Annotated in this window: 21 protein-coding genes and 1 riboswitch; of the genes, 15 read left to right on the plus strand and 6 right to left on the minus strand. The window is 74.8% G+C overall.

Annotation, left to right across the window (positions count from 1 at the left end; all coding sequences use genetic code 11):
- Positions 1–190: 190 nt before the first annotated feature.
- Together ECOMGDLI_RS10250 and ECOMGDLI_RS10255 are read left to right on the plus strand one after the other, a co-directional pair.
- Positions 191–688, plus strand: a complete 498-nt coding sequence (locus ECOMGDLI_RS10250) for an FHA domain-containing protein (protein WP_198954744.1) — start codon at positions 191–193, stop codon at positions 686–688.
- Positions 689–858: 170 nt separating this feature from the next.
- Entirely contained in the window at positions 859–1815 is a 957-nt protein-coding gene (locus ECOMGDLI_RS10255; RefSeq protein ID WP_088316721.1) for a malate dehydrogenase, read from the plus strand.
- Positions 1816–1927: 112 nt separating this feature from the next.
- Here the strand turns inward: ECOMGDLI_RS10255 and ECOMGDLI_RS10260 are convergent, their stop codons facing one another.
- A complete protein-coding gene (locus ECOMGDLI_RS10260; protein ID WP_088316723.1) occupies positions 1928–2776 on the minus strand; it encodes a helix-turn-helix transcriptional regulator in 849 nt (282 codons plus the stop codon).
- 79 nt (positions 2777–2855) lie between these two features.
- On the opposite strand from ECOMGDLI_RS10260, the gene ECOMGDLI_RS10265 reads away from it, so the two are divergent.
- The gene (locus ECOMGDLI_RS10265; RefSeq protein WP_088316725.1) at positions 2856–3557 is read left to right on the plus strand and encodes a TIGR03086 family metal-binding protein; all 702 of its coding nucleotides are present in this window, start codon (positions 2856–2858) and stop codon (positions 3555–3557) included.
- 16 nt (positions 3558–3573) lie between these two features.
- Here ECOMGDLI_RS10265 and aqpZ read toward each other — a convergent pair whose 3' ends face one another.
- A complete protein-coding gene (gene aqpZ / locus ECOMGDLI_RS10270; protein ID WP_088316727.1) occupies positions 3574–4326 on the minus strand; it encodes an aquaporin Z in 753 nt (250 codons plus the stop codon).
- Positions 4327–4564: 238 nt separating this feature from the next.
- Between aqpZ and ECOMGDLI_RS10275 the strand changes: the two genes are divergently transcribed.
- The 5 genes from ECOMGDLI_RS10275 to ECOMGDLI_RS10295 all read left to right on the plus strand — a co-directional run bounded on the left by ECOMGDLI_RS10275 (position 4565) and on the right by ECOMGDLI_RS10295 (position 8724).
- On the plus strand, positions 4565–5215 hold the full coding sequence (locus ECOMGDLI_RS10275; RefSeq protein WP_088316729.1) for a fasciclin domain-containing protein: 651 nt from the start codon (positions 4565–4567) through the stop codon (positions 5213–5215).
- A 187-nt stretch (positions 5216–5402) separates the two neighbouring features.
- Positions 5403–6620: an NADP-dependent isocitrate dehydrogenase gene (locus ECOMGDLI_RS10280; protein WP_088316731.1), complete on the plus strand. Its 1218-nt coding sequence runs from the start codon at positions 5403–5405 to the stop codon at positions 6618–6620.
- 204 nt (positions 6621–6824) lie between these two features.
- Complete coding sequence (locus ECOMGDLI_RS10285; RefSeq protein WP_143447629.1) at positions 6825–7532, plus strand: hypothetical protein; 708 nt, start codon at positions 6825–6827, stop codon at positions 7530–7532.
- Between the two features lie 51 nt (positions 7533–7583).
- Positions 7584–8240: a hypothetical protein gene (locus tag ECOMGDLI_RS10290; RefSeq protein ID WP_088316736.1), complete on the plus strand. Its 657-nt coding sequence runs from the start codon at positions 7584–7586 to the stop codon at positions 8238–8240.
- Positions 8241–8262: 22 nt separating this feature from the next.
- On the plus strand, positions 8263–8724 hold the full coding sequence (locus ECOMGDLI_RS10295; RefSeq protein WP_088316738.1) for a hypothetical protein: 462 nt from the start codon (positions 8263–8265) through the stop codon (positions 8722–8724).
- Positions 8725–8817: 93 nt separating this feature from the next.
- Here ECOMGDLI_RS10295 and purU read toward each other — a convergent pair whose 3' ends face one another.
- Both purU and ECOMGDLI_RS10305 read right to left on the minus strand, forming a co-directional pair.
- Positions 8818–9711 carry a formyltetrahydrofolate deformylase gene (gene purU, locus ECOMGDLI_RS10300; protein WP_088316741.1) on the minus strand — a complete coding sequence of 298 codons (894 nt, stop codon included), beginning with the start codon at positions 9709–9711 and terminating at the stop codon, positions 8818–8820.
- Positions 9712–9785: 74 nt separating this feature from the next.
- A complete protein-coding gene (locus ECOMGDLI_RS10305; RefSeq protein ID WP_158220969.1) occupies positions 9786–10613 on the minus strand; it encodes an EamA family transporter in 828 nt (275 codons plus the stop codon).
- A gap of 133 nt (positions 10614–10746) precedes the next feature.
- On the opposite strand from ECOMGDLI_RS10305, the gene ECOMGDLI_RS10310 reads away from it, so the two are divergent.
- Entirely contained in the window at positions 10747–12966 is a 2220-nt protein-coding gene (locus ECOMGDLI_RS10310; RefSeq protein ID WP_088316745.1) for an alkaline phosphatase family protein, read from the plus strand.
- Positions 12963–14198, plus strand: a complete 1236-nt coding sequence (locus ECOMGDLI_RS10315) for a cytochrome P450 (protein ID WP_088316748.1) — start codon at positions 12963–12965, stop codon at positions 14196–14198. Before ECOMGDLI_RS10310 ends, ECOMGDLI_RS10315 begins: the two co-directional genes overlap by 4 nt.
- A 36-nt stretch (positions 14199–14234) precedes the next feature.
- Here the strand turns inward: ECOMGDLI_RS10315 and ECOMGDLI_RS10320 are convergent, their stop codons facing one another.
- Both ECOMGDLI_RS10320 and ECOMGDLI_RS10325 read right to left on the minus strand, forming a co-directional pair.
- Positions 14235–14717, minus strand: a complete 483-nt coding sequence (locus ECOMGDLI_RS10320; RefSeq protein ID WP_088316750.1) for an N-acetyltransferase — start codon at positions 14715–14717, stop codon at positions 14235–14237.
- Positions 14718–14720: 3 nt separating this feature from the next.
- Complete coding sequence (locus ECOMGDLI_RS10325) at positions 14721–15062, minus strand: gamma-glutamylcyclotransferase (RefSeq protein WP_088316752.1); 342 nt, start codon at positions 15060–15062, stop codon at positions 14721–14723.
- Between the two features lie 152 nt (positions 15063–15214).
- On the opposite strand from ECOMGDLI_RS10325, the gene ECOMGDLI_RS10330 reads away from it, so the two are divergent.
- From ECOMGDLI_RS10330 to ECOMGDLI_RS10350, 5 genes are all read left to right on the plus strand, one after another.
- Positions 15215–15982: an SDR family oxidoreductase gene (locus tag ECOMGDLI_RS10330; protein ID WP_198954745.1), complete on the plus strand. Its 768-nt coding sequence runs from the start codon at positions 15215–15217 to the stop codon at positions 15980–15982.
- 150 nt (positions 15983–16132) lie between these two features.
- On the plus strand, positions 16133–17062 hold the full coding sequence (locus ECOMGDLI_RS10335; RefSeq protein WP_088316756.1) for a class I SAM-dependent methyltransferase: 930 nt from the start codon (positions 16133–16135) through the stop codon (positions 17060–17062).
- Between the two features lie 33 nt (positions 17063–17095).
- Positions 17096–17917: a phytanoyl-CoA dioxygenase family protein gene (locus ECOMGDLI_RS10340; RefSeq protein WP_088316758.1), complete on the plus strand. Its 822-nt coding sequence runs from the start codon at positions 17096–17098 to the stop codon at positions 17915–17917.
- Positions 17918–18014: 97 nt separating this feature from the next.
- A riboswitch (ZMP/ZTP riboswitch) is annotated at positions 18015–18099 on the plus strand.
- A 73-nt stretch (positions 18100–18172) separates the two neighbouring features.
- The gene (gene glyA / locus ECOMGDLI_RS10345) at positions 18173–19483 is read left to right on the plus strand and encodes a serine hydroxymethyltransferase (protein WP_088316760.1); all 1311 of its coding nucleotides are present in this window, start codon (positions 18173–18175) and stop codon (positions 19481–19483) included.
- 4 nt (positions 19484–19487) lie between these two features.
- Entirely contained in the window at positions 19488–20363 is an 876-nt protein-coding gene (locus ECOMGDLI_RS10350) for a bifunctional methylenetetrahydrofolate dehydrogenase/methenyltetrahydrofolate cyclohydrolase (protein ID WP_088316761.1), read from the plus strand.
- The last annotated feature ends 38 nt before the right edge of the window (positions 20364–20401 follow it).

Consider the following 20401-nt stretch of genomic DNA (forward strand, 5'->3'; position numbering starts at 1 on the left):
GGGCGCGCCGCAGACGTCGCAGTAGTCGTCCGCGACCCCGGCGGCGGGCGGGTCCTCGCTCGACCTCGACGCGCCGGCGGCCCCGGCCGCCGGGTCCACGTCCGGCAAGCCGTGCCCGAACTGCCAGGCGGCGAACCTCGCGGACGCGCTGTTCTGCGAGGACTGCGGCTACGACTTCACGACGGGGCAGATGCCGCGGTCGGTCCCGACGACGCCCGAGCTCGCGCCGCTCGACCCGCCGGCCGGTGCGCCGGGCGGCCCGGCCGCCGGGCCGGTCGAGTGGGTCGTCGAGGTCTGGGTCGACCCGGACTGGCACGCCGCCCAGGACGCCGCCGACCCGTGCCCCTCGCCGGGCATGCCGGTCGTCGTCCCGCTCGTCGGGTCGAGCCTGCTCGTCGGCCGGACGTCCGCGAGCCGGAACATCCACCCGCAGGTCGACCTCGGCACCGACACCGGTGTCTCCCGCCGGCACGCCCAGCTGACGACGGACGGCATGCGCTGGTTCGTCGAGGACCTCCAGTCGGCGAACGGCACGTACGTCGGGGCGTCCGGCGCCCCGCTGCCGACGACGCCCGTCACGCCCGGCCAGCGCACCGAGCTCGCCGACGACGACCGGGTGTACATCGGCGCGTGGACCCGCCTCGTCATCCGGAAGGCGACCCCGCAGGAGCAGGCCCCGACCTCCTGACGACCGTGCCCGGCGCGGCGCCGGGCACGGTCTGCGCGGGACGTCACACGCCCCGTGGCGAGAAGGGCCCTCCGGAGTCGCTAGCCTTGCCGACGGACGAATGCGGCGTCGCGCCGTCCGGTACGGCTTGCCAGACGCCGCCACCCGACGTGAAGGGGAGTGGCGCACCGATGGCGCGCAACGGCATCGTGACCGTGGTGGGAGCCGGGTTCTACGGCTCGACGACGGCCCAGCGGCTGGCTGAGTACGACATCTTCGACAAGGTCGTGCTCACGGACATCCGTGACGGCTGGGCCGAGGGCCTGGCGCTCGACCTCAACCAGTCCCGGCCGATCGAGGGCTTCGAGACCCAGGTGGTCGGCAAGACGACCGGCACGGACGGCAGCGGCTACGAGGCGATCCAGGGCTCGGACATCGTCGTCATCACCGCAGGCCTGCCCCGCAAGCCCGGCATGAGCCGGATGGACCTGCTCGGCGTCAACGGTGGCATCGTCCGCGGCGTCGCCGAGAACGTCGCGAAGCACGCGCCCGACGCGGTCATCATCATCGTGTCGAACCCGCTCGACGAGATGACGACGCTCGCCCAGATCGCGAGCAAGTTCCCGCACGAGCGGGTCATCGGCCAGGCGGGCATGCTCGACACCGCGCGGTTCTCGTACTTCGTCGCGGAGAAGCTCGCGGTGCCGGTCGGCGCCGTGAAGACCCTCACCCTCGGCTCGCACGGCGACACGATGGTCCCGGTCCCGAGCGCCTGCACGGTCAACGGCAAGCCGCTCGCCGACCTGCTGCCCGCCGACACGATCGAGGAGCTCGTCGTCCGCACCCGCAACGGCGGCGCCGAGGTCGTGGCGCTGCTCAAGTCCGGCTCGGCGTACTACGCGCCGTCGGCCGCCGCCGCCCGGATGGCCAAGGCCGTCGCCGAGGACAGCGGCGCCGTCATGCCGGTCTGCGCGTGGCTCACCGGCCAGTTCGGCATCAGCGACGTGTACCTCGGCGTCGAGGCCGAGCTCGGCAAGGGCGGCGTCCGCCGGATCGTCGAGCGCGACCTCACCGAGACCGAGGTCGCCGGGCTCAAGGAGGCCGCCGACGCGGTCAAGGCCAAGGCCGCGGACGTCGCGTCCCTCTGAGGCCTGTCGGCCCCGAGCACCTGAGCACGACCGACGCCTGACCGGCGTCGTCCAGAGGATCTGCCCGCTCCTGCGGGCAGATCCTCTGTCGTTCTGCGGTCAACGGCGGTGATCAGACCGTCGTGAGGCTGCGGGTGTACGCGGCCGGCGTCGTGCCAAGGTGGGACCGGAAGTCGCGGACGAGGTGGGCCTGGTCGGCGTAGCCGAGGTCGGCGGCGAGCTCGGCCCACACGACGTCGTCCCCGCCCGCGGCCCGGTCGGCCGCCTCGACGATCCGCCAGCGCCGGATCACCCACGCCGGGCTGACCCCGAGTGCCTGGGAGAACATCCGCTGCAGGGTGCGGACGCCGACCCCCGCGTGGGTCGCGAGCTGCTCGACGCGGACGACCGACCGGTCGTGCTCGGCGACCGCGGCGACCGCCGTCACCTCGCGCGCCAGGGCGAGCGCCGGCGCCGGCCGGCGGGCGACGACCCCCTCGAGGACGCCGCGCAGCGCCGCGACCCGGGCCGGCTCGTCGCCCGCCCGTTCGACGGTCGCGGCGACGCCCCGGACCCCGAGCACGTCGTCCATCGGCACCTCGGCGTCGGTGAGGGTGTGCGCCGGGCGGTCGGTGAGTGCACCGAGCCCGCCGGACGTCTTCGCCGCGACGGTCCAGCCGTCGCCGACGAGCCGGCGCTCGTCGAGCCGGCGGTGGACGCCGTACACCCGCGCGCCCGCCGGCTTCATGACCCGGCCCGCCCGGTCGACCGTGCCGACCGACAGGTGCGACCCGGGGTGGGTGAGCACCTTCTGGATGTGCTCCATGCCCTCGGGCAGCTCGTACGCGACCGCCCAGAACCAGTCGACGAGGCCGTCGAGCGCCTCGCCCGGCGGGTACCGCTCGAGCGAGACGATCGTGCGCATGAACGCGGGGTCGACGATGCCCCGGGTGTCGTCGGGGCCGGGGACGGTGGACCGCATCGCTCCACCGTAACCGCGGCCCCGGACACCTGTCGCGAACCTTCAATCCGGGCGCGGACGACGTCCCTAGGCTCGCCGCATGACCGCTGACACGAACGCACAGACCGCCGGCACGCAGCCCGACGAGATCCCCTTCTTCCCCGCGCCGGCCCCCGCGGCCCTGGCCGACCCGGGTACCGCACGCGCGATGCTCCTGCCCGTCCTCGACGACCTGGCCGCCGTCGTCGCGGCGATCGGGGACGACGACCTCGCCCGCCCGACGCCCTGCCGCGACTACGACGTCGCCGGGCTGCGCGACCACGTCCTCGGCTGGCTCGACCTCTTCGGCGCGGCCTTCGCCGACCCGGCCCGCGCGACGACCCGGCCCGACCCGGAGCAGTTCCACGCCGCCGACCTGCCGACGGCTGCCTTCCCGGCCCCGCAGGACGTCGTCCGCACCGCCGCCGGCCGCCTCGACCGCGCCCTCGCGGACGGCGTCCTCGACGGCGACGTCGTCATGTCGCAGGCCCGGATGACCGGCCCCGCGGCGCTCGGCATGATCCTCGGCGAGTACGTCGTCCACGGCTGGGACCTCGCGACCGCGACCGGGCGGGCGTGGACGCCCCCGCAGGACGCCGTGACCGTCGCCCACGAGTTCTTCGGCGGCGTCGTCGCGCCGGAGTACCGCGGCCCGGACGGCGGGTTCTTCGACGCCGAGGTCGAGGTGCCGGACGACGCGCCCGCCCTCGACAGGCTGCTCGGCTTCGCGGGCCGCGACCCGCGGTGGACCCCGGCCGCCTGACCCGGGGGCGAGGGCGTCAGGACGCGGCGGCCCGGGTCTCGCCCTCGAGCTGCGCCGTGACCCGCTCGCCCGTGATGAGCGCGTACGTCGCGCCGGCGATCGCGGCCCCGGCGAGCGGGGCCAGCCAGAACAGCCACAGCTGGCCGAGCGCCCAGGAGTCGGTGAAGAGCGCGACGCCGGTCGACCGGGCCGGGTTCACCGACGTGTTCGTCACCGGGATCGACACGAGGTGGATGAGCGTCAGGGCGAGGCCGATCGGGATCGGGGCGAACCCGACCGGGGCGCGGCCGTCCGTCGCGCCGAGGATGACGTAGAGGAACACCGCCGTGAGCACGATCTCGACGACGAGCGCGGCCGTGAGCGAGTAGCCGCCGGGGGAGTGGTCGCCGTAGCCGTTCGCGGCGAACCCGGACGCGCCCGCGTCGAAGCCGTCCTGTCCGGACGCGACGACGAGCAGGACGCCCCCGGCGACGATCCCGGCGACGACCTGGGTCACGACGTACGCGGGGACGTCCTTCCACGGGAAGCGCCGCGCGACGGCGAGCCCGAACGTCACCGCGGGGTTGAAGTGACCGCCGGAGACGTGCCCCACGGCGTAGGCCATCGTCAGCACCGAGAGCCCGAACGCGAGCGCGACGCCGAGCAGCCCCACGCCGACGTCGGGGAAGCCGGCGGCCAGGACGGCCGTCCCGCAGCCGCCGAAGACGAGCCAGAAGGTGCCGAGGAACTCCGCGCCGAGGCGGGAGGAGAGGGCGGGGGTGACGGACATGGGAACCTCCGAGGGCGAGGGTGCTACGTCACGAAGATCCCAATCTGGACCTGATCCGTCGTTTTGGCGAGGGGTCACCGGGTGAACACGGCGTGTCGCACGCCGTGCGTGGTCGTGTCCCCGGGAACCGGTCCGAAACGGGGAGCACCGGGTGCATCCGGACGGGCCCCACGGGGCGAAGGAGGGGCACGAGGAGCCGGCGACGGCGCCGGACCCGCTCCCTGACGAAGGGACCCCCATGAACCTCCGACGACGTCTCGCAGCAGCGGCCGCCTCCGGTGTCGCACTCGCCCTCGGAGCGACCGTCCTGGCCGCCGCCCCGGCGTCCGCGACGACGACGAGCCCCGGCAACCGCTCGCTCGCCGCCGTCCTGCTCTCGGACGGCAACCAGTTCGACCGCAACTGGAACGACTACGACATCGTCACCGAGGCCGTGCTCGCGGTGCTCGCCGCCAAGCCGGGCTCCCCGGTCAAGGTCGTCACCGACGGCGACGTCGCCCTCACCGCGTTCCTCCCGCGGGACGACGCGTTCCGCCGGCTCGTCAAGGACCTCACGGGCACCCGCCCGAAGACCGAGAAGGCCACGTTCGAGGCCGTCGCGGGCCTCGGCATCGACACCGTCGAGACCGTCCTGCTCTACCACGTCGTCCCCGGGGCGACGATCACGCGCGCGCAGGCCCTCAAGGCCGACGGCGCCCGGCTCACGACGGCGCTCGGCAGCACGGTGAAGGTCGACGTGACGAAGCGGCACGGCAAGCGCGTCATCAAGCTCGTCGACGCGGACCGCACGGACCGCAACCCGCGGGTCGTCAAGGCCGACATCAACAAGCGGAACAAGCAGATCGCGCACGGCGTCGACCGCGTCCTGCGCCCGATCGACCTGCCCTGACCGGACGGCGGGCCGCCGACCGCCGGGGACACCCCGGTCGGCGGCCCGCACCCGCCGTCCACCGACGTCACACCGCCCGCGGACGGCGGCGTGCGCGCGCGTCGATAGGCTGCCCGTCGGAATCAGTGCCGCGGCACGGCCCCACCCGGCCGGTGCCGGCGCGGACAGCGTCGAAGGAGTCGTGTCAGTGACGAAGATCAAGGTTGCCGGGCCCGTCGTCGAGCTCGACGGCGACGAGATGACCCGCATCATCTGGCAGTTCATCAAGGACCGGTTGATCCACCCGTACCTCGACGTCGACCTGCGCTACTACGACCTCGGCATCGAGCACCGGGACGCCACCGACGACCAGGTGACGATCGACGCGGCGAACGCCATCAAGGAGCACGGGGTCGGCGTCAAGTGCGCGACGATCACGCCCGACGAGGCCCGCGTCGAGGAGTTCGGCCTCAAGAAGATGTGGGTCTCCCCGAACGGCACGATCCGCAACATCCTCGGCGGCGTCGTCTTCCGCGAGCCGATCATCATCAGCAACATCCCGCGGCTCGTCCCGGGCTGGACCAAGCCGATCGTCATCGGCCGTCACGCCCACGGCGACCAGTACAAGGCGACGAACTTCAAGGTCCCCGGCGCCGGGCAGCTGACGATCACGTTCACGCCCGAGGACGGCTCCGAGCCGATCCAGCACGTCGTCGCGAACTACGGCGCCGACGGCGGGGTCGCGATGGGGATGTACAACTTCAACAAGTCCATCGAGGACTTCGCGCGCGCCTCGTTCGCCTACGGCCTGCAGCGCGGCTACCCGGTCTACCTGTCGACGAAGAACACGATCCTCAAGGCCTACGACGGCGCCTTCAAGGACATCTTCGCCGAGATCTTCGAGACCGAGTACAAGGCCGACTTCGAGGCCGCCGGCATCACGTACGAGCACCGCCTCATCGACGACATGGTCGCCGCCGCGATGAAGTGGGAGGGCGGCTACGTCTGGGCGTGCAAGAACTACGACGGCGACGTCCAGTCCGACACCGTCGCACAGGGCTTCGGCTCGCTCGGTCTCATGACGAGCGTGCTCATGACCCCGGACGGCAAGACGGTCGAGGCCGAGGCCGCCCACGGCACGGTGACCCGGCACTTCCGCCAGCACCAGCAGGGCAAGCCGACGTCGACGAACCCGATCGCGTCGATCTACGCCTGGACCGGCGGCCTCAAGCACCGCGGCAAGCTCGACGGCACCCCCGAGGTGACGGCGTTCGCGGAGACCCTCGAGCGGGTCTGCGTGCAGACCGTCGAGCAGGGCAAGATGACGAAGGACCTCGCCCTCCTCGTCGGCCCCGACCAGGGCTGGCTCACGACCGAGGACTTCCTCGCCGCGCTCGACGAGGGCCTGCAGGCCGCCACGAAGTGACGGCGCGTCGCCCGGCCTGACGCACCGCGCACGAAGGGTCCGGTCCCCGGCGGGGGCCGGACCCTTCGCCGTCCGGACGGGCTGCGCGGAGGGCTGTCCCGGCGGCGGACCCGGCGCATATGCTGCGCTCGATCGTCGTCCGGCCGCCCCCGTGACGAGCAGGTGCACCGGCCGTCGTGGCCGGTCCTCACGGTGCGAGGCGGCATGAACGACGGAACCGTCCCTGGAGCGGGCGCCGCGGCCGGCGGCCGTCCGCTGCGGCTGGTCGCGTGGGGGCTGCTCGTGGCCTTCGTCGACCTGCGGGTCGGCTGGTTCGACCTGCTGCCGGACGTCGTCGGCTGGCTGCTCGTCGCCGTCGGCGTCCGCAGGCTCGCCGCGGGCCGCGCGCCCGGCCCCGGCGCACCCGTGGCGCACGCCGCCGCCCTCGTCGCCGCGGGGCTGAGCGTCGTCGACCTCGGCCTGCGGGTGCTCACGGACGGCGCCCGCAGCGACGCGTGGTCGATCGTCGCCGGCTCGGGCGGGTTCGCGCTCGGCGGCGAGGTCTTCTCGCTCCACGCGGTGGCGACCGTGCTCGCCGTCCTCACTCTGACCGGGGTCGTCGCCGGGCTCGCCGAGCGCGGCCGGGACGACGTCGCGACCCGGCGGTGGGTGCGGCTGCGGCTCGTCTACGTCTGCACGGCGCTGCCGGGCCTGGCGATCTGCTTCCTCATGCTGCTCGGCCTGGGCAGCGGTGCCGGGCTCGTGCTCTCGTCGGTGCTCGTCATCGTCGGGTACGTCGTCTACGCGCTCGTCGTCCTGCGCGCCTTCCGGGACTCCCGCCGGCCGTGGGCGCTGCCCGGGGACGCCGCCCCGCCACCGGCCGCCGGGCCGGACGCAACCGCCGCCGCGGGTCCTGCGTCGATCACCGCGTAGCGCCGCCCGAAGGATCCGCCGTCGGTCGCAGGGCGCACCTGGAGGGGCCCGATGAGCACGATGCCGAGCCACGAGCCGCTGCGCGTCCCCGGACGGCGCCCGCTCGCCGTCGCGGGCTGGGGGCTGCTGCTCGTCGGCCTGGACCTCGAGGTCAACGGGCTCGACGTGCTGCCGGACGTCGTGGGCTGGGTGCTCCTGCTCGTCGCGGCGCTGCGGCTCGCCGAGGTCGTCCCCGCGACCGGCACGACGCCGACCGACCGCGAGCCCGGCCGGCGCCGGCTCGCCGTCCTCACCGCTGTCGCCGCCGGGATCGCCGGTGCGCTCTCGCTGCCGTGGGCGCCGCAGACGACGGTCGCCTTCGTCGTCTGGACGGTCGCGGTCGGCCTGCTGCTGCGCCTGGTCGCCGTCCAGGCGGCGCACGCCGGCGACGTGCGGGCGGCCCGGCGCTGGAACCGGCTGCTCGTGTGCTGGGTCGCGGCGGCGTCCGGGCTGACGGTCGCCGGTGCCGCGCCGGGCCTGCCGATCCTGCTCGGGGCGGGGTGGCTGGGCACCGAGGGCACGCTCGCGGTCGACGGCGCCGTCCTGGTGGTGGCGATCGTGCTCGTCGTCGTCCTCCTCGGGACGCTCCTCGTCGCCGTCGTCGGGCTCTTCCGCGACTCGTGGCGCCCCTGGGCCAGGCCGCCGGTCGTCACGGCTCAAGCCCGCTGAGACGGGCGCCGATCCCCGGGTCGTGAGCGACCACGGCTTCGTCACCCGGCGACAGCTCCGGATGCTCGCGTGCGTCGAGGCGGTGCTGCGCGAGGTGCTCGGGATCGTGCTCCTGCCCACCGCCGAGCGGCGCGCCGACGGCACGTTCCGGTTCGGCGAGGACGAGCTCGAGCCGGCGGCGCCGTGGGTCGAGCTGCGGCACCACGACCTCGTCCGCGGCGACGCCTGGTCGGGCGACAGCGCCGACCGGGACGTCTTCGCCCTGCGCGGCGCGCGGCACGAGGACGGCCGGCCGGTGCACCTGGAGTTCCACTCCCAGGACCACTCGCTCGCGGGCCGTTGCGAGGACGTCTTCTCCTCGTACCCGCCGGACGTGCTGCAGACGCTCACGGACGCGTTCCACCGGCTCCGGACGACGGGGCTGCCGCCGTCCCCGGACCTCGCCTGGATGCTCTCGCCGCAGGAGCGCCTCGGTCAGGAGTGACGCCGCCCGGCCGGGCCCGGCGGGCCGGTCAGGTCGGTCAGGTCGGTCAGGTCGGTCAGGTCGGTCAGGTCGGGCCGGTCAGATCAGGCCGGGTCAGCGGAAGACGACGGTGCTCGCGGCGTTGAGGAGCACCCGGTGCTCGGTGTGCCAGCGGACGGCGCGGGAGAGCACCTGCGCCTCGACGTCGCGGCCGGCGGCGGCGAAGTCCTCGGCGCTCATCGCGTGGTCGACGCGCAGCACGTCCTGCTCGATGATCGGGCCCTCGTCGAGGTCCGGCGTCACGTAGTGCGCGGTCGCGCCGACGAGCTTGACCCCGCGGCGGTGCGCTTGGTGGTACGGCTTGGCGCCCTTGAAGCTCGGCAGGAACGAGTGGTGGATGTTGATCATCCGGCCGGGCATCGAGCCGCACATCTCGTCCGAGAGCACCTGCATGTAGCGCGCCAGGACGACGAGCTCGACGTCCAGCTCGCTCACGAGCCCGCGCAGCCGGGCCTCGGCGGCCTCCTTGCTGCCGGGCTCCTTCGTCACGGGCACGTGGTGGAACGGCACCCCGTAGAACTCGGCGAGCGGCGCGAGCGCGGTGTGGTTGCTGACGATCGCGGGGACGTCGATCGGCAGGCTGCCGTTGCGGGCCCGGAAGAGCAGGTCGTTGAGGCAGTGCCCGCCGAGGCTGACCATGATGAGCGTGCGGGTCTTCCGGGCCGACTGGTGCACCTGCCACGACATGCCGAACTTCTGCGCGACCGGCTCGACCGCCGACCGGAACCCGGCGCCGAACGCCGAGACGTCGGCGTCCGGCAGCGGTGCGGCGGCACCCGGCCGGCTCGCGGGAGCGACGGCGACGCGCATGAAGAAGGTGCCGGTGCCCGGGTCCTCGAACTGCTGGCTCGAGGTGATGTTGCCGCCGGCGTCGACGATCGCGCCGGTCACGGCGTGGACGATCCCGGGGGTGTCGGGGCAGGACAGCGTCAGCACGTGCGTGGTCACGTCGTCGAGGCTACCGGCGGCGGGTCACGCCCCCGTGACGCCGCGTGGAACTGTCGGCCCCGGTGCCCGTGCGCTCAGCCGACGGCGACGAGGACGACGCCCGCGACCGCCCCGGCCACCCCGACGACCTGCACGGCCCGCAGCCGCTCGTCGTGGACGACCCGGGCGAGGACCGCGGTCACGACCGGGAACAGCGACGACAGGACGACCGCCACCCCGACCTGGCCGCGGGTCGACGCGAGCGCGTAGGCGACGTTGGCGCCGGTGTCGGCGACGCCGACGAACGCGATGGTCCCGGCGTCCGAGCGGCGCAGGCCGCCGAGCCCGCGGGCGGCGAGCGCCAGCCCGCCGGCGACGACGACGCTCGACAGCCGCAGGCCCATGAGGGTCTGGGCCGGGTACTGCTCGCTGCCGTGGGCGACGACGAGCATGAGGACGCCGTAGGTCACCGCCGAGAAGAACGTCATCGCGAGGACGGCGGCGGTGATCCGGCCCGAGCGCAGGTCCGGGCCGCTCGCGAGGATCGCGCCGACGACGGCGAGGGCCAGCCCGGCGAGCTGCAGCGGCGGCGGCACGACGCCGCGCGCGAGGTCGACCGCGACGGGCAGCGCCGAGCCGCCGGCCGCGATCGGGGCGACGACCCCCATCGGGCCGCGCGCCAGGGCGAGGTAGAACGCCGCGAGCCCGACGTACCCGAGCACCCCGGCGGCGAGCGCGAGCGGCAGCCACTCCCGCCAGCCGGCGAGACCGCCCGAGGCGAGCGCCCAGCCGAGCAGGCCGACGAAGCCCACGGCGTGCACGGCGCCGGTCACGGCGAGCGGGTGGAGCCGCTTGGTCGCGGTGCCGGCGACGAAGTCCGCGCCGCCCCACAGCAGGCTCGCGAGCAGCGCGAGCGCGGTCACGGCGGCCTCCGGGCGGGTCGGGTCGGTCGGTTCTGGGGAGCAGGTCGGGCAGCGGGTCGTGCGGAGCCTAATGATGGGATCACCCGACCGACAGCCCGGACCGCGCGACAGGCGGGCTCCGTAGGATCGCGGTGTGTCCGACGGCCCGAGCAGGACGGCGTCCGGCGGTGCCCCGGCCGGCCCGGCCCGGCTGGGCACCCGGGACCGGCTGCGGCTGCGGCTCGCGGACGCCGGCCGGGCGTTCGTCGGCCTCGCGGGGGCCACGCTCGGGTTCGCGATCGCCTCCGCCACGGTCCCGGGGTTCCGGCTCCACGGCTGGCCCGCGACCGTCACGGCCGCCGTCCTCTTCATGGCCTCCGGCGCGCTCTTCCGGCCGGTGCTCGTCCGCGTCGCCGCCCGGCTCGGCTGGCCGGGGGCGGTGCTGCTCGCGCTGCTCGGGCAGACCGTCGTCGTCTGGGCGATCGCGCGCGGGGACGCCGGCTCCGGCCCCGGCCTGCTCCTCGCCTCGTTCGCCGCCGCCTGGATCATCGCCGGGGTCACGACGGTCCTCATGTGGGTCTTCACCGCGGGCACCGACGAGGCGGTGACGGCGAGCCTCGTGCGACGGGCGATGCGGCGCCGCTCCCGCGGGCGGCAGGCCCGGCCGCCGGACGCCGACGTCCCGGGTGTCGTCTTCGTCCAGGCGGACGGCGTGCCCTACCCGGTGCTCGAGCTCATGGTCATGGCCGGCACCCTGCCGACGCTGTCGCGCTGGGTCCGCAGCGGTTCGCACGTCATGCGGGAGTGGCGCCCGCGGCTGCCCGCGACGACGCCCGCCAGCCAGATGGGGCTGCTCCACGGCACGACGGACGGCATCCCGGCGTTCCGCTGGGTCGACCGCGCGAGCGGCCGGGTCTACGTCGCGAACCGCCCCGCGGACGCGCGGGCCGTCGAGGCGCTGCACTCCGACGGCCACGGTCTGCTCGCCGACGACGGCGTCTCGGTGAGCAACCTGTTCACCGGTGACGCCCCGGTCGCCTACGCGACGATGAGCGCCGTCGACCGCACCCAGGAGACACTCGCCACCCGGCGTGCGGTGTCCCGCTTCCTCGCCCGCCCGGACGGTCTGGCCCGCGGGCTGTCCCGCACGGTCGCCGAGATCGTCCGCGAGCGGTTCCAGGCGGCCCGGGCCCGGCGCCGCGACCTGCGCCCGCGGGTGCACCGCGGCTGGGCGTTCGCCGTCGAGCGGGCCGCGCTCAACGGCGTCCTGCGCGACCTCAACACCTCGCTCGTCGCGACGTCGATGCTCGAGGGCCGCAGATGCGTGTACGTCGACTACGTCGACTACGACGCCGTCGCCCACCACGCGGGGATGCTCCGGCCGGAGTCGCTCGACGCGCTCGCGGGCATCGACGCCGTCCTCGCCCAGCTCGAGAAGGTCGCCGCCGTCGCCCCGCGGCCGTACCGGTTCGTCGTCCTCTCCGACCACGGGCTCTCCCAGGGCGAGATCTTCGCGGACCGGTACGGCGAGGACCTCGCCGCGCTCGTCGCCCGGCTCGCGCACGCAGGCGTCACGGACGCGACGACCGGCTCCGAGGGGGCCGGCCGGCTCGGTGCCGTGACGGCGTCCGCAGGCAGCGTCGACACCGCGTTCGGCCGTGCGCTGCACGCGGCCGGCGACCGGATCGAGCGCCGCGGGAACGCCGACGCCGACCGCGCGACGGCGACCCAGGAGGCCGCGGTCGCCGGGCGCGACGGCCGGCCGGGCGACGACGAGTTCCTCGTCTTCGGCTCGGGCAACCTCGGGCTCGTCTACGTCGCGGGCGAGGACCACCGGCTCTCCCGCGAGGAGCTCGACGCCCGGTTCCCGGCGCTCGTCACGGGTCTGGTGACCCACCCCGGGGTCGGCTTCGCCGTCGTCCGCTCCGACGAGCACGGGATCGTCGCGGTCGGGCCGGACGGCGAGCACCGGGTCGAGCTCGGCGAGGTGCTCGGCCTCGACCCGCTCGCACCGTTCGGCGAGCACGCCGCCGCGTTCGTCGCGCGGGCCGCCGCGATGCCGGAGGCGCCCGACGTCCTCGTCAACAGCCTCATCGACGCGATGGGGGAGGTCGCCGCGTTCGAAGGGCTCGTCGGCTGCCACGGCGGGCTCGGCGGCTGGCAGGACCGGGCGATGCTCGTGCACCCCGCGGACCTGCCCGCCCCGGACGGCCTCGTCGTCGGCGCCGACACGCTGCACGCCGTCCTCGTCGGGTGGCTCGACCGGCTCGGGCACCGCCGGGCGCTGCCGCCCCGCCGCGAGCGCCCGTACGCCGCGGCCCGCGCCCGGGGTCTTTCGGGGCCGGACGGATCAGGGCAGGATCCCCCGGCATGACGACCTTCCTGGACGACGTGACCGTCGAGGACCTCGACGCCGACCCGTACCGGATCTACGCCCGGATGCGCGCCGAGCTCCCCGTCGCGCACGTCCCGGCCGTCGACTCGTGGTTCGTCACCCGGCACGCCGACGTCGCGTTCGTCGCCGAGCACCCGGACCTCTTCCCGGCCGCCGCCCCCGGGTCGCCCGTCGAGCGGTCCTTCGGCGCGCCGACGATCATCACGGTCGACGGCCCGGTGCACCACGACCTGCGCCGCGCCTTCGACGGCAACATGCGGCCCAAGCGGGTCGAGGGCTACGTCGAGGACCTCGTCCGGCCGATCGCCGCCCGGCACGCGGCGGCGCTCGCCGGGGCGGCCGCGTCGGGGGAGCCGGTCGACCTGCTCGCGACGTACTTCGAGCCGATCTCGGTGCTCAGCCTCGCCGCCGTCCTCGGGCTCGACCTCGACGCGCAGACGCTGCGCCGCTGGTTCCACGGCATGAGCCTCGGCGCGATCAACTACGAGCAGGACCCGGCCCGGCAGGCCGAGGCGGACGCCGTCCTCGCCGAGGTCGACGCGGTCGTCGTGCCGCTCCTGGAGCACCTCGCCGCGCACCCCGACGACTCGACGCTGTCGCACATGCTCCACGCGGGCCGGCCGGCCGGCGACCCGCGACCGGTCGACCTCGTGCTGCCGAGCGTCAAGGTCGCGATCCTCGGCGGGATGCAGGAGCCCGGGCACGGTGCTGCGTCCACGCTCGCGGCGCTGCTCGCCGCGCCCGCCCAGCTCGCCGCCGTCCTCGCCGAGCGCACCCTCGTCGCGGCGGCCGTCGAGGAGGGCACCCGATGGGTCACGCCGATCGGCACCCAGTTCCGGACGGCGGCGCGTGACGTCGAGGTCGGCGGCGCGACGGTGCCGGCCGGGGCCGGGGTGTCCGCCGTCCTGGCGTCGGCGAACCGGGACGCCGCGGTCTTCCCGGAGCCGGACGTCTTCGACCTGTTCCGGCACGTGCCCGGCCGTGCGGCCGAGGGGCCGGTCGGGGCGGCGGCCGCGGCGGCCGGGCAGGCGGCGTACGGCTTCGGCAAGCACTTCTGCTCCGGGCACTCCTTCGCCCGGCACCAGATGCGGATCGCGCTCGAGGAGCTGCTCGCGGCCTTCCCGTCGGTGCGCCCGGCGGACGACGGGCCCGTCGAGTTCCGCGGCTGGGAGTTCCGCGCGCCGGTCGCGCTGCCGGTGCTGCTCGGGTGAGGCGACCCGGCCGGCCGCCGGCCCGCCCGGACGCCGTCAGGCCGTGAGCGTCGTGAGCTCGGCGACGACCTCGTCGTCGACCTGCTCGTCGAGCTCGACGAACCCGACGGAGGCGTAGAGCCGGCGCGCCGAGGTGTTCGCCGGGTCGACCGACAGCCGCACCGGGCGGCCGCCCGGCCGGTCGAGGAGCCAGCGCGCGAGCGTCAGCACGGTGGCGCGGCCGACTCCCGTGCCCTGCTGGGACGCGTCGACGAGCATGCCGCCGATCCAGTGGCACCCGTCGTCCTCGTCCCAGGCCCACATGACGTGCCCGACGACCTCCTCGCCCGCGACGACGGCGAGCGACTGCCAGACCTGCTCGCGCAGGCTCAGCAGCAGGTAGCGCGCCGCGGACGGCGGCACGAAGTCGCGCTGGTCGTCCCGGGGGACGACGTCCGCGACCGCCCGCCAGTTGGCCTCGTCGACGGGGTGCAGAGTGACCGGGCGGCCGGTGCGGTCGCTGATGCCGAGGTCGATCACGGCTCAGCCGCCGTGCCCGGGTGCGAGCACGTAGACGTTCGCGACGACGTCGCCCCCGGGCGTCCGGACCGCCGTCGTCACGCGGCGGTAGCCCGGGCCCTCGAACGCGTCGAGCCGGTCCCAGTGCGCGGGGAGGTCCGCCGACTCGAGGACCTGCACGGGCACCTCCGGACCGGCCGGGTCGAGCGTGAGGCCGGGGTAGCCCAGCGCCGCACCCCACCCGGACTCGACGAGGACGCCGCGGACGACGCCCTCGAACCACCGCCCGCCGAGCCCGGCGACCTCGTGATGGTTGGAGCGCCCCGGCCCGAGCGTCCCGTACGTCGCCAGCCGGTGCTCCACCACGCGTCCTCCGCTCTCCGCGCCGCCTGCGGCGTCATCACCCGATACCGGGGAGACCTCGACGGCAGTCCGCCGCGGAGGTTACCCCGTAGACGCGGTGGCGGCCCTGTCGGAACTCGGTCGCACGCGCGGCCGGGCGGGGCTTGGATGGACGGGTGCCGCAGCCCGGGTCCCGCCCCGTCGTCCTCGTCACCGGCGTCGGCCGCTCCGCCGGCATCGGCGCCGCGTGCGCCGTCGCCCTCGCGGCGGCCGGCTGGGACGTCGCCGTCTCGTGGTGGTCCGGCTACGACGCCCGGATGCCGTGGGGCGCCGACCCGGACGGCGTCCCGGGCGTCGAGCGGGCCGTCGTCGCGGCCGGCGGCCGGTTCGTCGCCGTCGAGGCCGACCTCGAGCACCCGCGGACGCCGTCCGAGCTGTTCGACGCGGTGACCGCGGCGCTCGGCCCGGTGACCGCGCTCGTGCTCTCGCACTGCGAGTCGGTCGACTCGGACCTGAGGTCGACGACCGTCGAGAGCTTCGACCGGCACATGGCCGTCAACGCCCGCGCGACCTGGCTGCTCGTCAAGGAGCACGCCGAGCGGTTCGCCGGCCCCTCCGGCACCGGCCGCGTCGTCGCGCTGACGAGCGACCACACCGCGCACAACCTCCCGTACGGCGCGAGCAAGGGCGCGATGGACCGGATCGTCCTCGCCGCCGCCCGCGAGCTCGCCGGCCTCGGCATCACCGCGAACGTCGTCAACCCCGGCCCGACCCAGACAGGCTGGATGGACGACGCCCTCGTCGCGTCGGTCGTCGCGCAGACCCCGCTCGGCCGGGTCGGCCGCCCCGAGGACGCCGCGGCCCTCGTCGCGTTCCTCTGCTCGGACGCCGGCGGCTGGGTCAACGGCCAGCTGCTCTGCAGCGACGGCGGGATCAACGCCTGACGGCCGGGTTCCGGCTCATCGTGACCGATTCCGCGGCGCAGAGCCGCGGGATCGGTCACGATCAGGCCCAACCTGCGACGGCTGCGGAGTGTTGACGCGGGGGCGTCCATAAGGCGTCGACGGCGCCTTCGCCGCTTGGGACGATCCGGTGTGATCTACCAGCACCCGCTCGCGTACCTCCTCGGGCTCCAAGGCCGCGCTCTCCTGCGCGCGTTCGCCGGTGAGTACGACCGGGAGTTCACCCAGGCGCGGCTCGCAGAGGTGAGGGCCCTGCTGGACTCCGCCGACGTGCTCGGCGAAGGGGGCTCGCTGGCGGCGGTGAGCGTCTCGGACGGCTACGAGGCCTGGGCGCCGCGGTACGACGAGCCCGGCAATGCGATGGTGGACCGGGAAGGGCCGCTGGTCCGCGCGCTGCTGGACCGGATCCTCGCCGGCGACGAGCGACGCACCGTCCTGGACGCGGCCTGCGGGACGAGGCGGCACGCCGCACACGTCGCGGCCCGCGGGCACCGTGTCATCGGGACGGACTGCTCGGCGGCGATGCTGGCCCTGGCACGGAGCAAACTGCCCGGCGCCGAGCTCCACCAGGCGGACCTGGCGGCGGTCCCGCTCCTGGACGCATCCGTGGACGTGGTCGTCTGCGGGCTCGCGCTCGCACACGTCCGCGACCTCGGGCCCGTGTTCATGGAGTTCGCCCGCGTCCTGCGGCCCGGTGGCCACCTCGTCGTCTCCGACTCCCGTGGCTACATGCACGGCGGCGGCGGGTACCCGATCGTCGTCCGTGCGCCCGGCGGCGGCCTCGGGTACATCCCGTCGTGGTCCCACCCGACGAGCGCCTACCTGAAGGCCGCGCTGCCAGTCGGCTTCCAGGTGCGGCAATGCGACGAGCCGCCCTGCCCCGGCCCCCTGGTCGACGAGGCGGGAACGCCGCCCGGGGACCCGGCCCCGGTCGCGCCGTTCACGGCGCAGGACGGGCATCCCGACATCTGGAGCCTTCACTCGTGGGCCGCGGCCGCGACCAACGCGGCGTACGACGGCAAGCCCCACTTCATCGTGTGGCACTTCCAGCTGCCGCTCTGAGTCCCCTCCCGGGCGCGGCTACGATCCGGGGCCATGACCGCCGCAGCTCCCGCCTACGTCGTCGACCCCGCGGACGTCGAGACCTACCGCCGCGACGGGGTCGTCGTCCTGCGCGGCGTCCTCGACGAGGCCGAGGTGGAGACCGCCCGGGCGGGGGTCGAGGAGGTGCTCGCGCGACCGAGCGGGATCGCGCTCGTCGCGAGCCGGGACGACGACCCGGGGCGGTTCTTCGAGGACTTCTGCCGCTGGGGCGACGTCCCCGCGATCGGAGGCCTCGCGACGGGGTCCCGGCTGCCGTCGATCGCCGCGCAGCTCCTCGGCGGGGAGCGGGTGCGGCTCTACCACGACCACGTCCTCGTCAAGGAGGGCGGGACCCGGCAGCGCACGCCGTGGCACCAGGACCAGCCGTACTACAACGTCTCCGGGCACGGCGTCAGCGCGTGGATCCCGGTCGACCCGGTGCCCGCGGCCGGCTGCCTCGAGCTCGTCGCCGGGACCCACACCGGGCCGTGGCTCATGCCGCGCACGTTCATGACGGGGGAGGCCCGCTGGTTCCCCGACGGCACGCTCGCCGAGCTGCCCGACATCGAGGCGGACCGGGCGGCGTTCGACATCAAGCACTGGGAGCTCGCGCCGGGCGACGCGATCTGCTTCGACTTCCTCACCGTGCACGGCGCGCCGGGCTTCCCGTTCGCCGGACGCCGCCGCGTGCTGTCGCTGCGCTACCTCGCGGACGACGCCCGGCACGCGCCGCGGCGCTGGCGGACGTCCCCGCCGTTCGAGGGTCTCGCCGACGAGCTCGCGGACGGCGCGGAGCTCGAGCACCCGCTGTTCCCGGTCGTCTGGCCGGGCTGAGTCCCGCCTCCGGACCGGTCAGGGGCCGGTCTCGGGCCGGTCATGATGTGGAACTCCCCGACCACCATGCGGGATCATCCCCGGCGCGTTGGTAGCCTGACCGTGCCGTGACTGGCGTCGGGTGGGTCACCACCAGGGAGCGGCAGGAGCAGTTCCTCGGGTCGTCCGCCTGGGCCCGCAGGTGTGAGCAGTCCACCCGAGACCGCGCGGGCGACGGACGTCGCCACGCCAGCACCTCCCCGAGGAGACCACTGCATGTCCGACACCACCCAGTCCTCGCCCGTGCCTGCGTCGACGGCCGTGACGAACCGGTCGCTCGCCGAGACCGACCCGGAGCTGGCCGCCGTCCTCTCCGGTGAGCTGAGCCGCCAGCGCGGCACCCTCGAGATGATCGCGAGCGAGAACTTCGCGCCCCGCGCCGTCCTCGAGGCGCAGGGCAGCGTCCTCACGAACAAGTACGCCGAGGGCTACCCGGGCAAGCGCTACTACGGCGGCTGCGAGCAGGTCGACATCGCCGAGGACCTCGCGCGCGACCGGGTCAAGGCGCTCTACGGCGCGGCCTACGCGAACGTCCAGCCGCACTCCGGCGCGCAGGCGAACGCCGCCGCGATGCACGCGCTGATCCGGCAGGGCGACGGCATCCTCGGCCTCGAGCTCGCGCACGGCGGCCACCTCACGCACGGCATGAAGATCAACTTCAGCGGCCGGCTCTACGAGGTGTCGTCGTACGGCGTCGACCCGGCCACGTTCCGCATCGACATGGACGTCGTCCGCGCCAAGGCCCTCGAGGCCCGGCCGAAGCTCATCATCGCCGGCTGGTCGGCGTACCCGCGCCAGCTCGACTTCGCGGCGTTCCGGGCGATCGCCGACGAGGTCGGCGCGTACTTCATGGTCGACATGGCGCACTTCTCCGGCCTCGTCGCCGCGGGCCTGCACCCGAACCCGGTGCCGCACGCGGACGTCGTCACGTCGACGACGCACAAGACGCTCGCCGGCCCGCGCGGCGGGATCATCCTCGCCGGCACCGAGGACAACGCGAAGAAGTTCCAGTCCGCGGTGTTCCCGGGGCAGCAGGGCGGCCCGCTCATGCACGTCATCGCCGCCAAGGCCGCGGCGTTCCGGATCGCCGCGACACCGGAGTTCAAGGAGCGCCAGGAGCGCACCCTGCGCGGCGCGAAGATCCTCGCCGAGCGGCTCCTCGCGGACGACGCGAAGGGGGCCGGTGTCTCCGTGCTCACCGGCGGCACCGACGTCCACCTCGTCCTCGTCGACCTGCGCGACTCCGTCCTCGACGGGCAGCAGGCCGAGGACCGGCTCCACGAGGTCGGCATCACGGTCAACCGCAACGCCGTCCCGTTCGACCCGCGCCCGCCGATGGTCACCTCCGGCCTGCGGATCGGGACGCCGGCGCTCGCGACCCGCGGCTTCGGCGACGAGCAGTTCGAGGAGGTCGCGGACGTCATCGCCTCGGCGCTGCAGCCGTCGGCCGACATCGAGACGCTCCGCAAGCGCGTCGAGCGGCTCGCCGCCGACTTCCCGCTCTACGACGGCCTCGAGGGGTGGTGACGGCGTGACGGCGCAGATCCTCGACGGCAAGGCGACCGCGGCCGCGATCAAGGCCGAGCTCGCGGTCCGGGTCGCCGCGCTCGTGGAGCGCGGCATCACCCCCGGGCTGGGCACGGTGCTCGTCGGCGACGACCCCGGCAGTCACGCGTACGTCGGCGGCAAGCACGCCGACTGCGCCGAGGTCGGGATCTCCTCGATCCGCGTCGACCTGCCGGCGACGGCCACCCAGGGCGACGTCGAGGCGGCGGTCGCCGCCCTCAACGCCGACCCGGCGTGCACCGGCTACATCGTCCAGCTGCCGCTGCCCAAGGGCCTCGACAGCGACCGGGTCCTCGAGCTCATGGACCCGGCCAAGGACGCCGACGGCCTGCACCCGACGAACCTCGGCCGGCTCGTGCTCAACGTCAACGCGCCGATGGCGTCGCCGCTGCCGTGCACCCCGCGCGGCATCGTCGAGCTCCTCGAGCGCTACGACGTCCCGCTCGCCGGCGCCGAGGTGTGCGTCGTCGGCCGTGGCGTCACGGTGGGTCGCCCGCTCGGGCTGCTCCTCACCCGGCGCTCGGTCAACGCGACGGTGACGTTGTGCCACACCGGCACGAAGGACGTCGCGGAGCACGTGCGCCGCGCGGACGTCGTCGTCGCGGCGGCCGGCGTCCCCGGGGTCATCACCGGGGCGATGGTCAAGCCCGGCGCGGCCGTCCTCGACGTGGGCATCACCCGCGTCCTCGACGACACGACGGGCAAGACCCGGCTCGTCGGCGACGTGGCACCCGACGTCCGGGAGGTCGCGGCCTGGGTCGCCCCGATGCCCGGCGGGGTCGGCCCGATGACCCGTGCCATGCTCATCTCGAACGTCGTCGAGGCCGCCGAGCGCGCCTGACGACGGCGTCGTCGACCACACCGCGACCAGAACCCCGT

Origin of the sequence: Kineosporia sp. R_H_3, from assembly GCF_002198675.1 — a bacterium.
Classification (GTDB): Bacteria; Actinomycetota; Actinomycetes; order Actinomycetales; family Kineosporiaceae; genus R-H-3.

Excerpts from the sequence above, each read along its gene's own strand:
- ECOMGDLI_RS10250 (WP_198954744.1), top strand. The coding sequence starts at position 191 with ATGCCGCGGTCGGTCCCGACGACGCCCGAGCTCGCGCCGCTCGACCCG.
- ECOMGDLI_RS10255 (WP_088316721.1), top strand. The coding sequence starts at position 859 with ATGGCGCGCAACGGCATCGTGACCGTGGTGGGAGCCGGGTTCTACGGC.
- ECOMGDLI_RS10260 (WP_088316723.1), bottom strand. The coding sequence starts at position 2,776 with ATGCGGTCCACCGTCCCCGGCCCCGACGACACCCGGGGCATCGTCGAC.
- ECOMGDLI_RS10265 (WP_088316725.1), top strand. The coding sequence starts at position 2,856 with ATGACCGCTGACACGAACGCACAGACCGCCGGCACGCAGCCCGACGAG.
- aqpZ (WP_088316727.1), bottom strand. The coding sequence starts at position 4,326 with ATGTCCGTCACCCCCGCCCTCTCCTCCCGCCTCGGCGCGGAGTTCCTC.
- ECOMGDLI_RS10275 (WP_088316729.1), top strand. The coding sequence starts at position 4,565 with ATGAACCTCCGACGACGTCTCGCAGCAGCGGCCGCCTCCGGTGTCGCA.
- ECOMGDLI_RS10285 (WP_143447629.1), top strand. The coding sequence starts at position 6,825 with ATGAACGACGGAACCGTCCCTGGAGCGGGCGCCGCGGCCGGCGGCCGT.
- ECOMGDLI_RS10290 (WP_088316736.1), top strand. The coding sequence starts at position 7,584 with ATGAGCACGATGCCGAGCCACGAGCCGCTGCGCGTCCCCGGACGGCGC.
- ECOMGDLI_RS10315 (WP_088316748.1), top strand. The coding sequence starts at position 12,963 with ATGACGACCTTCCTGGACGACGTGACCGTCGAGGACCTCGACGCCGAC.
- ECOMGDLI_RS10340 (WP_088316758.1), top strand. The coding sequence starts at position 17,096 with ATGACCGCCGCAGCTCCCGCCTACGTCGTCGACCCCGCGGACGTCGAG.
- glyA (WP_088316760.1), top strand. The coding sequence starts at position 18,173 with ATGTCCGACACCACCCAGTCCTCGCCCGTGCCTGCGTCGACGGCCGTG.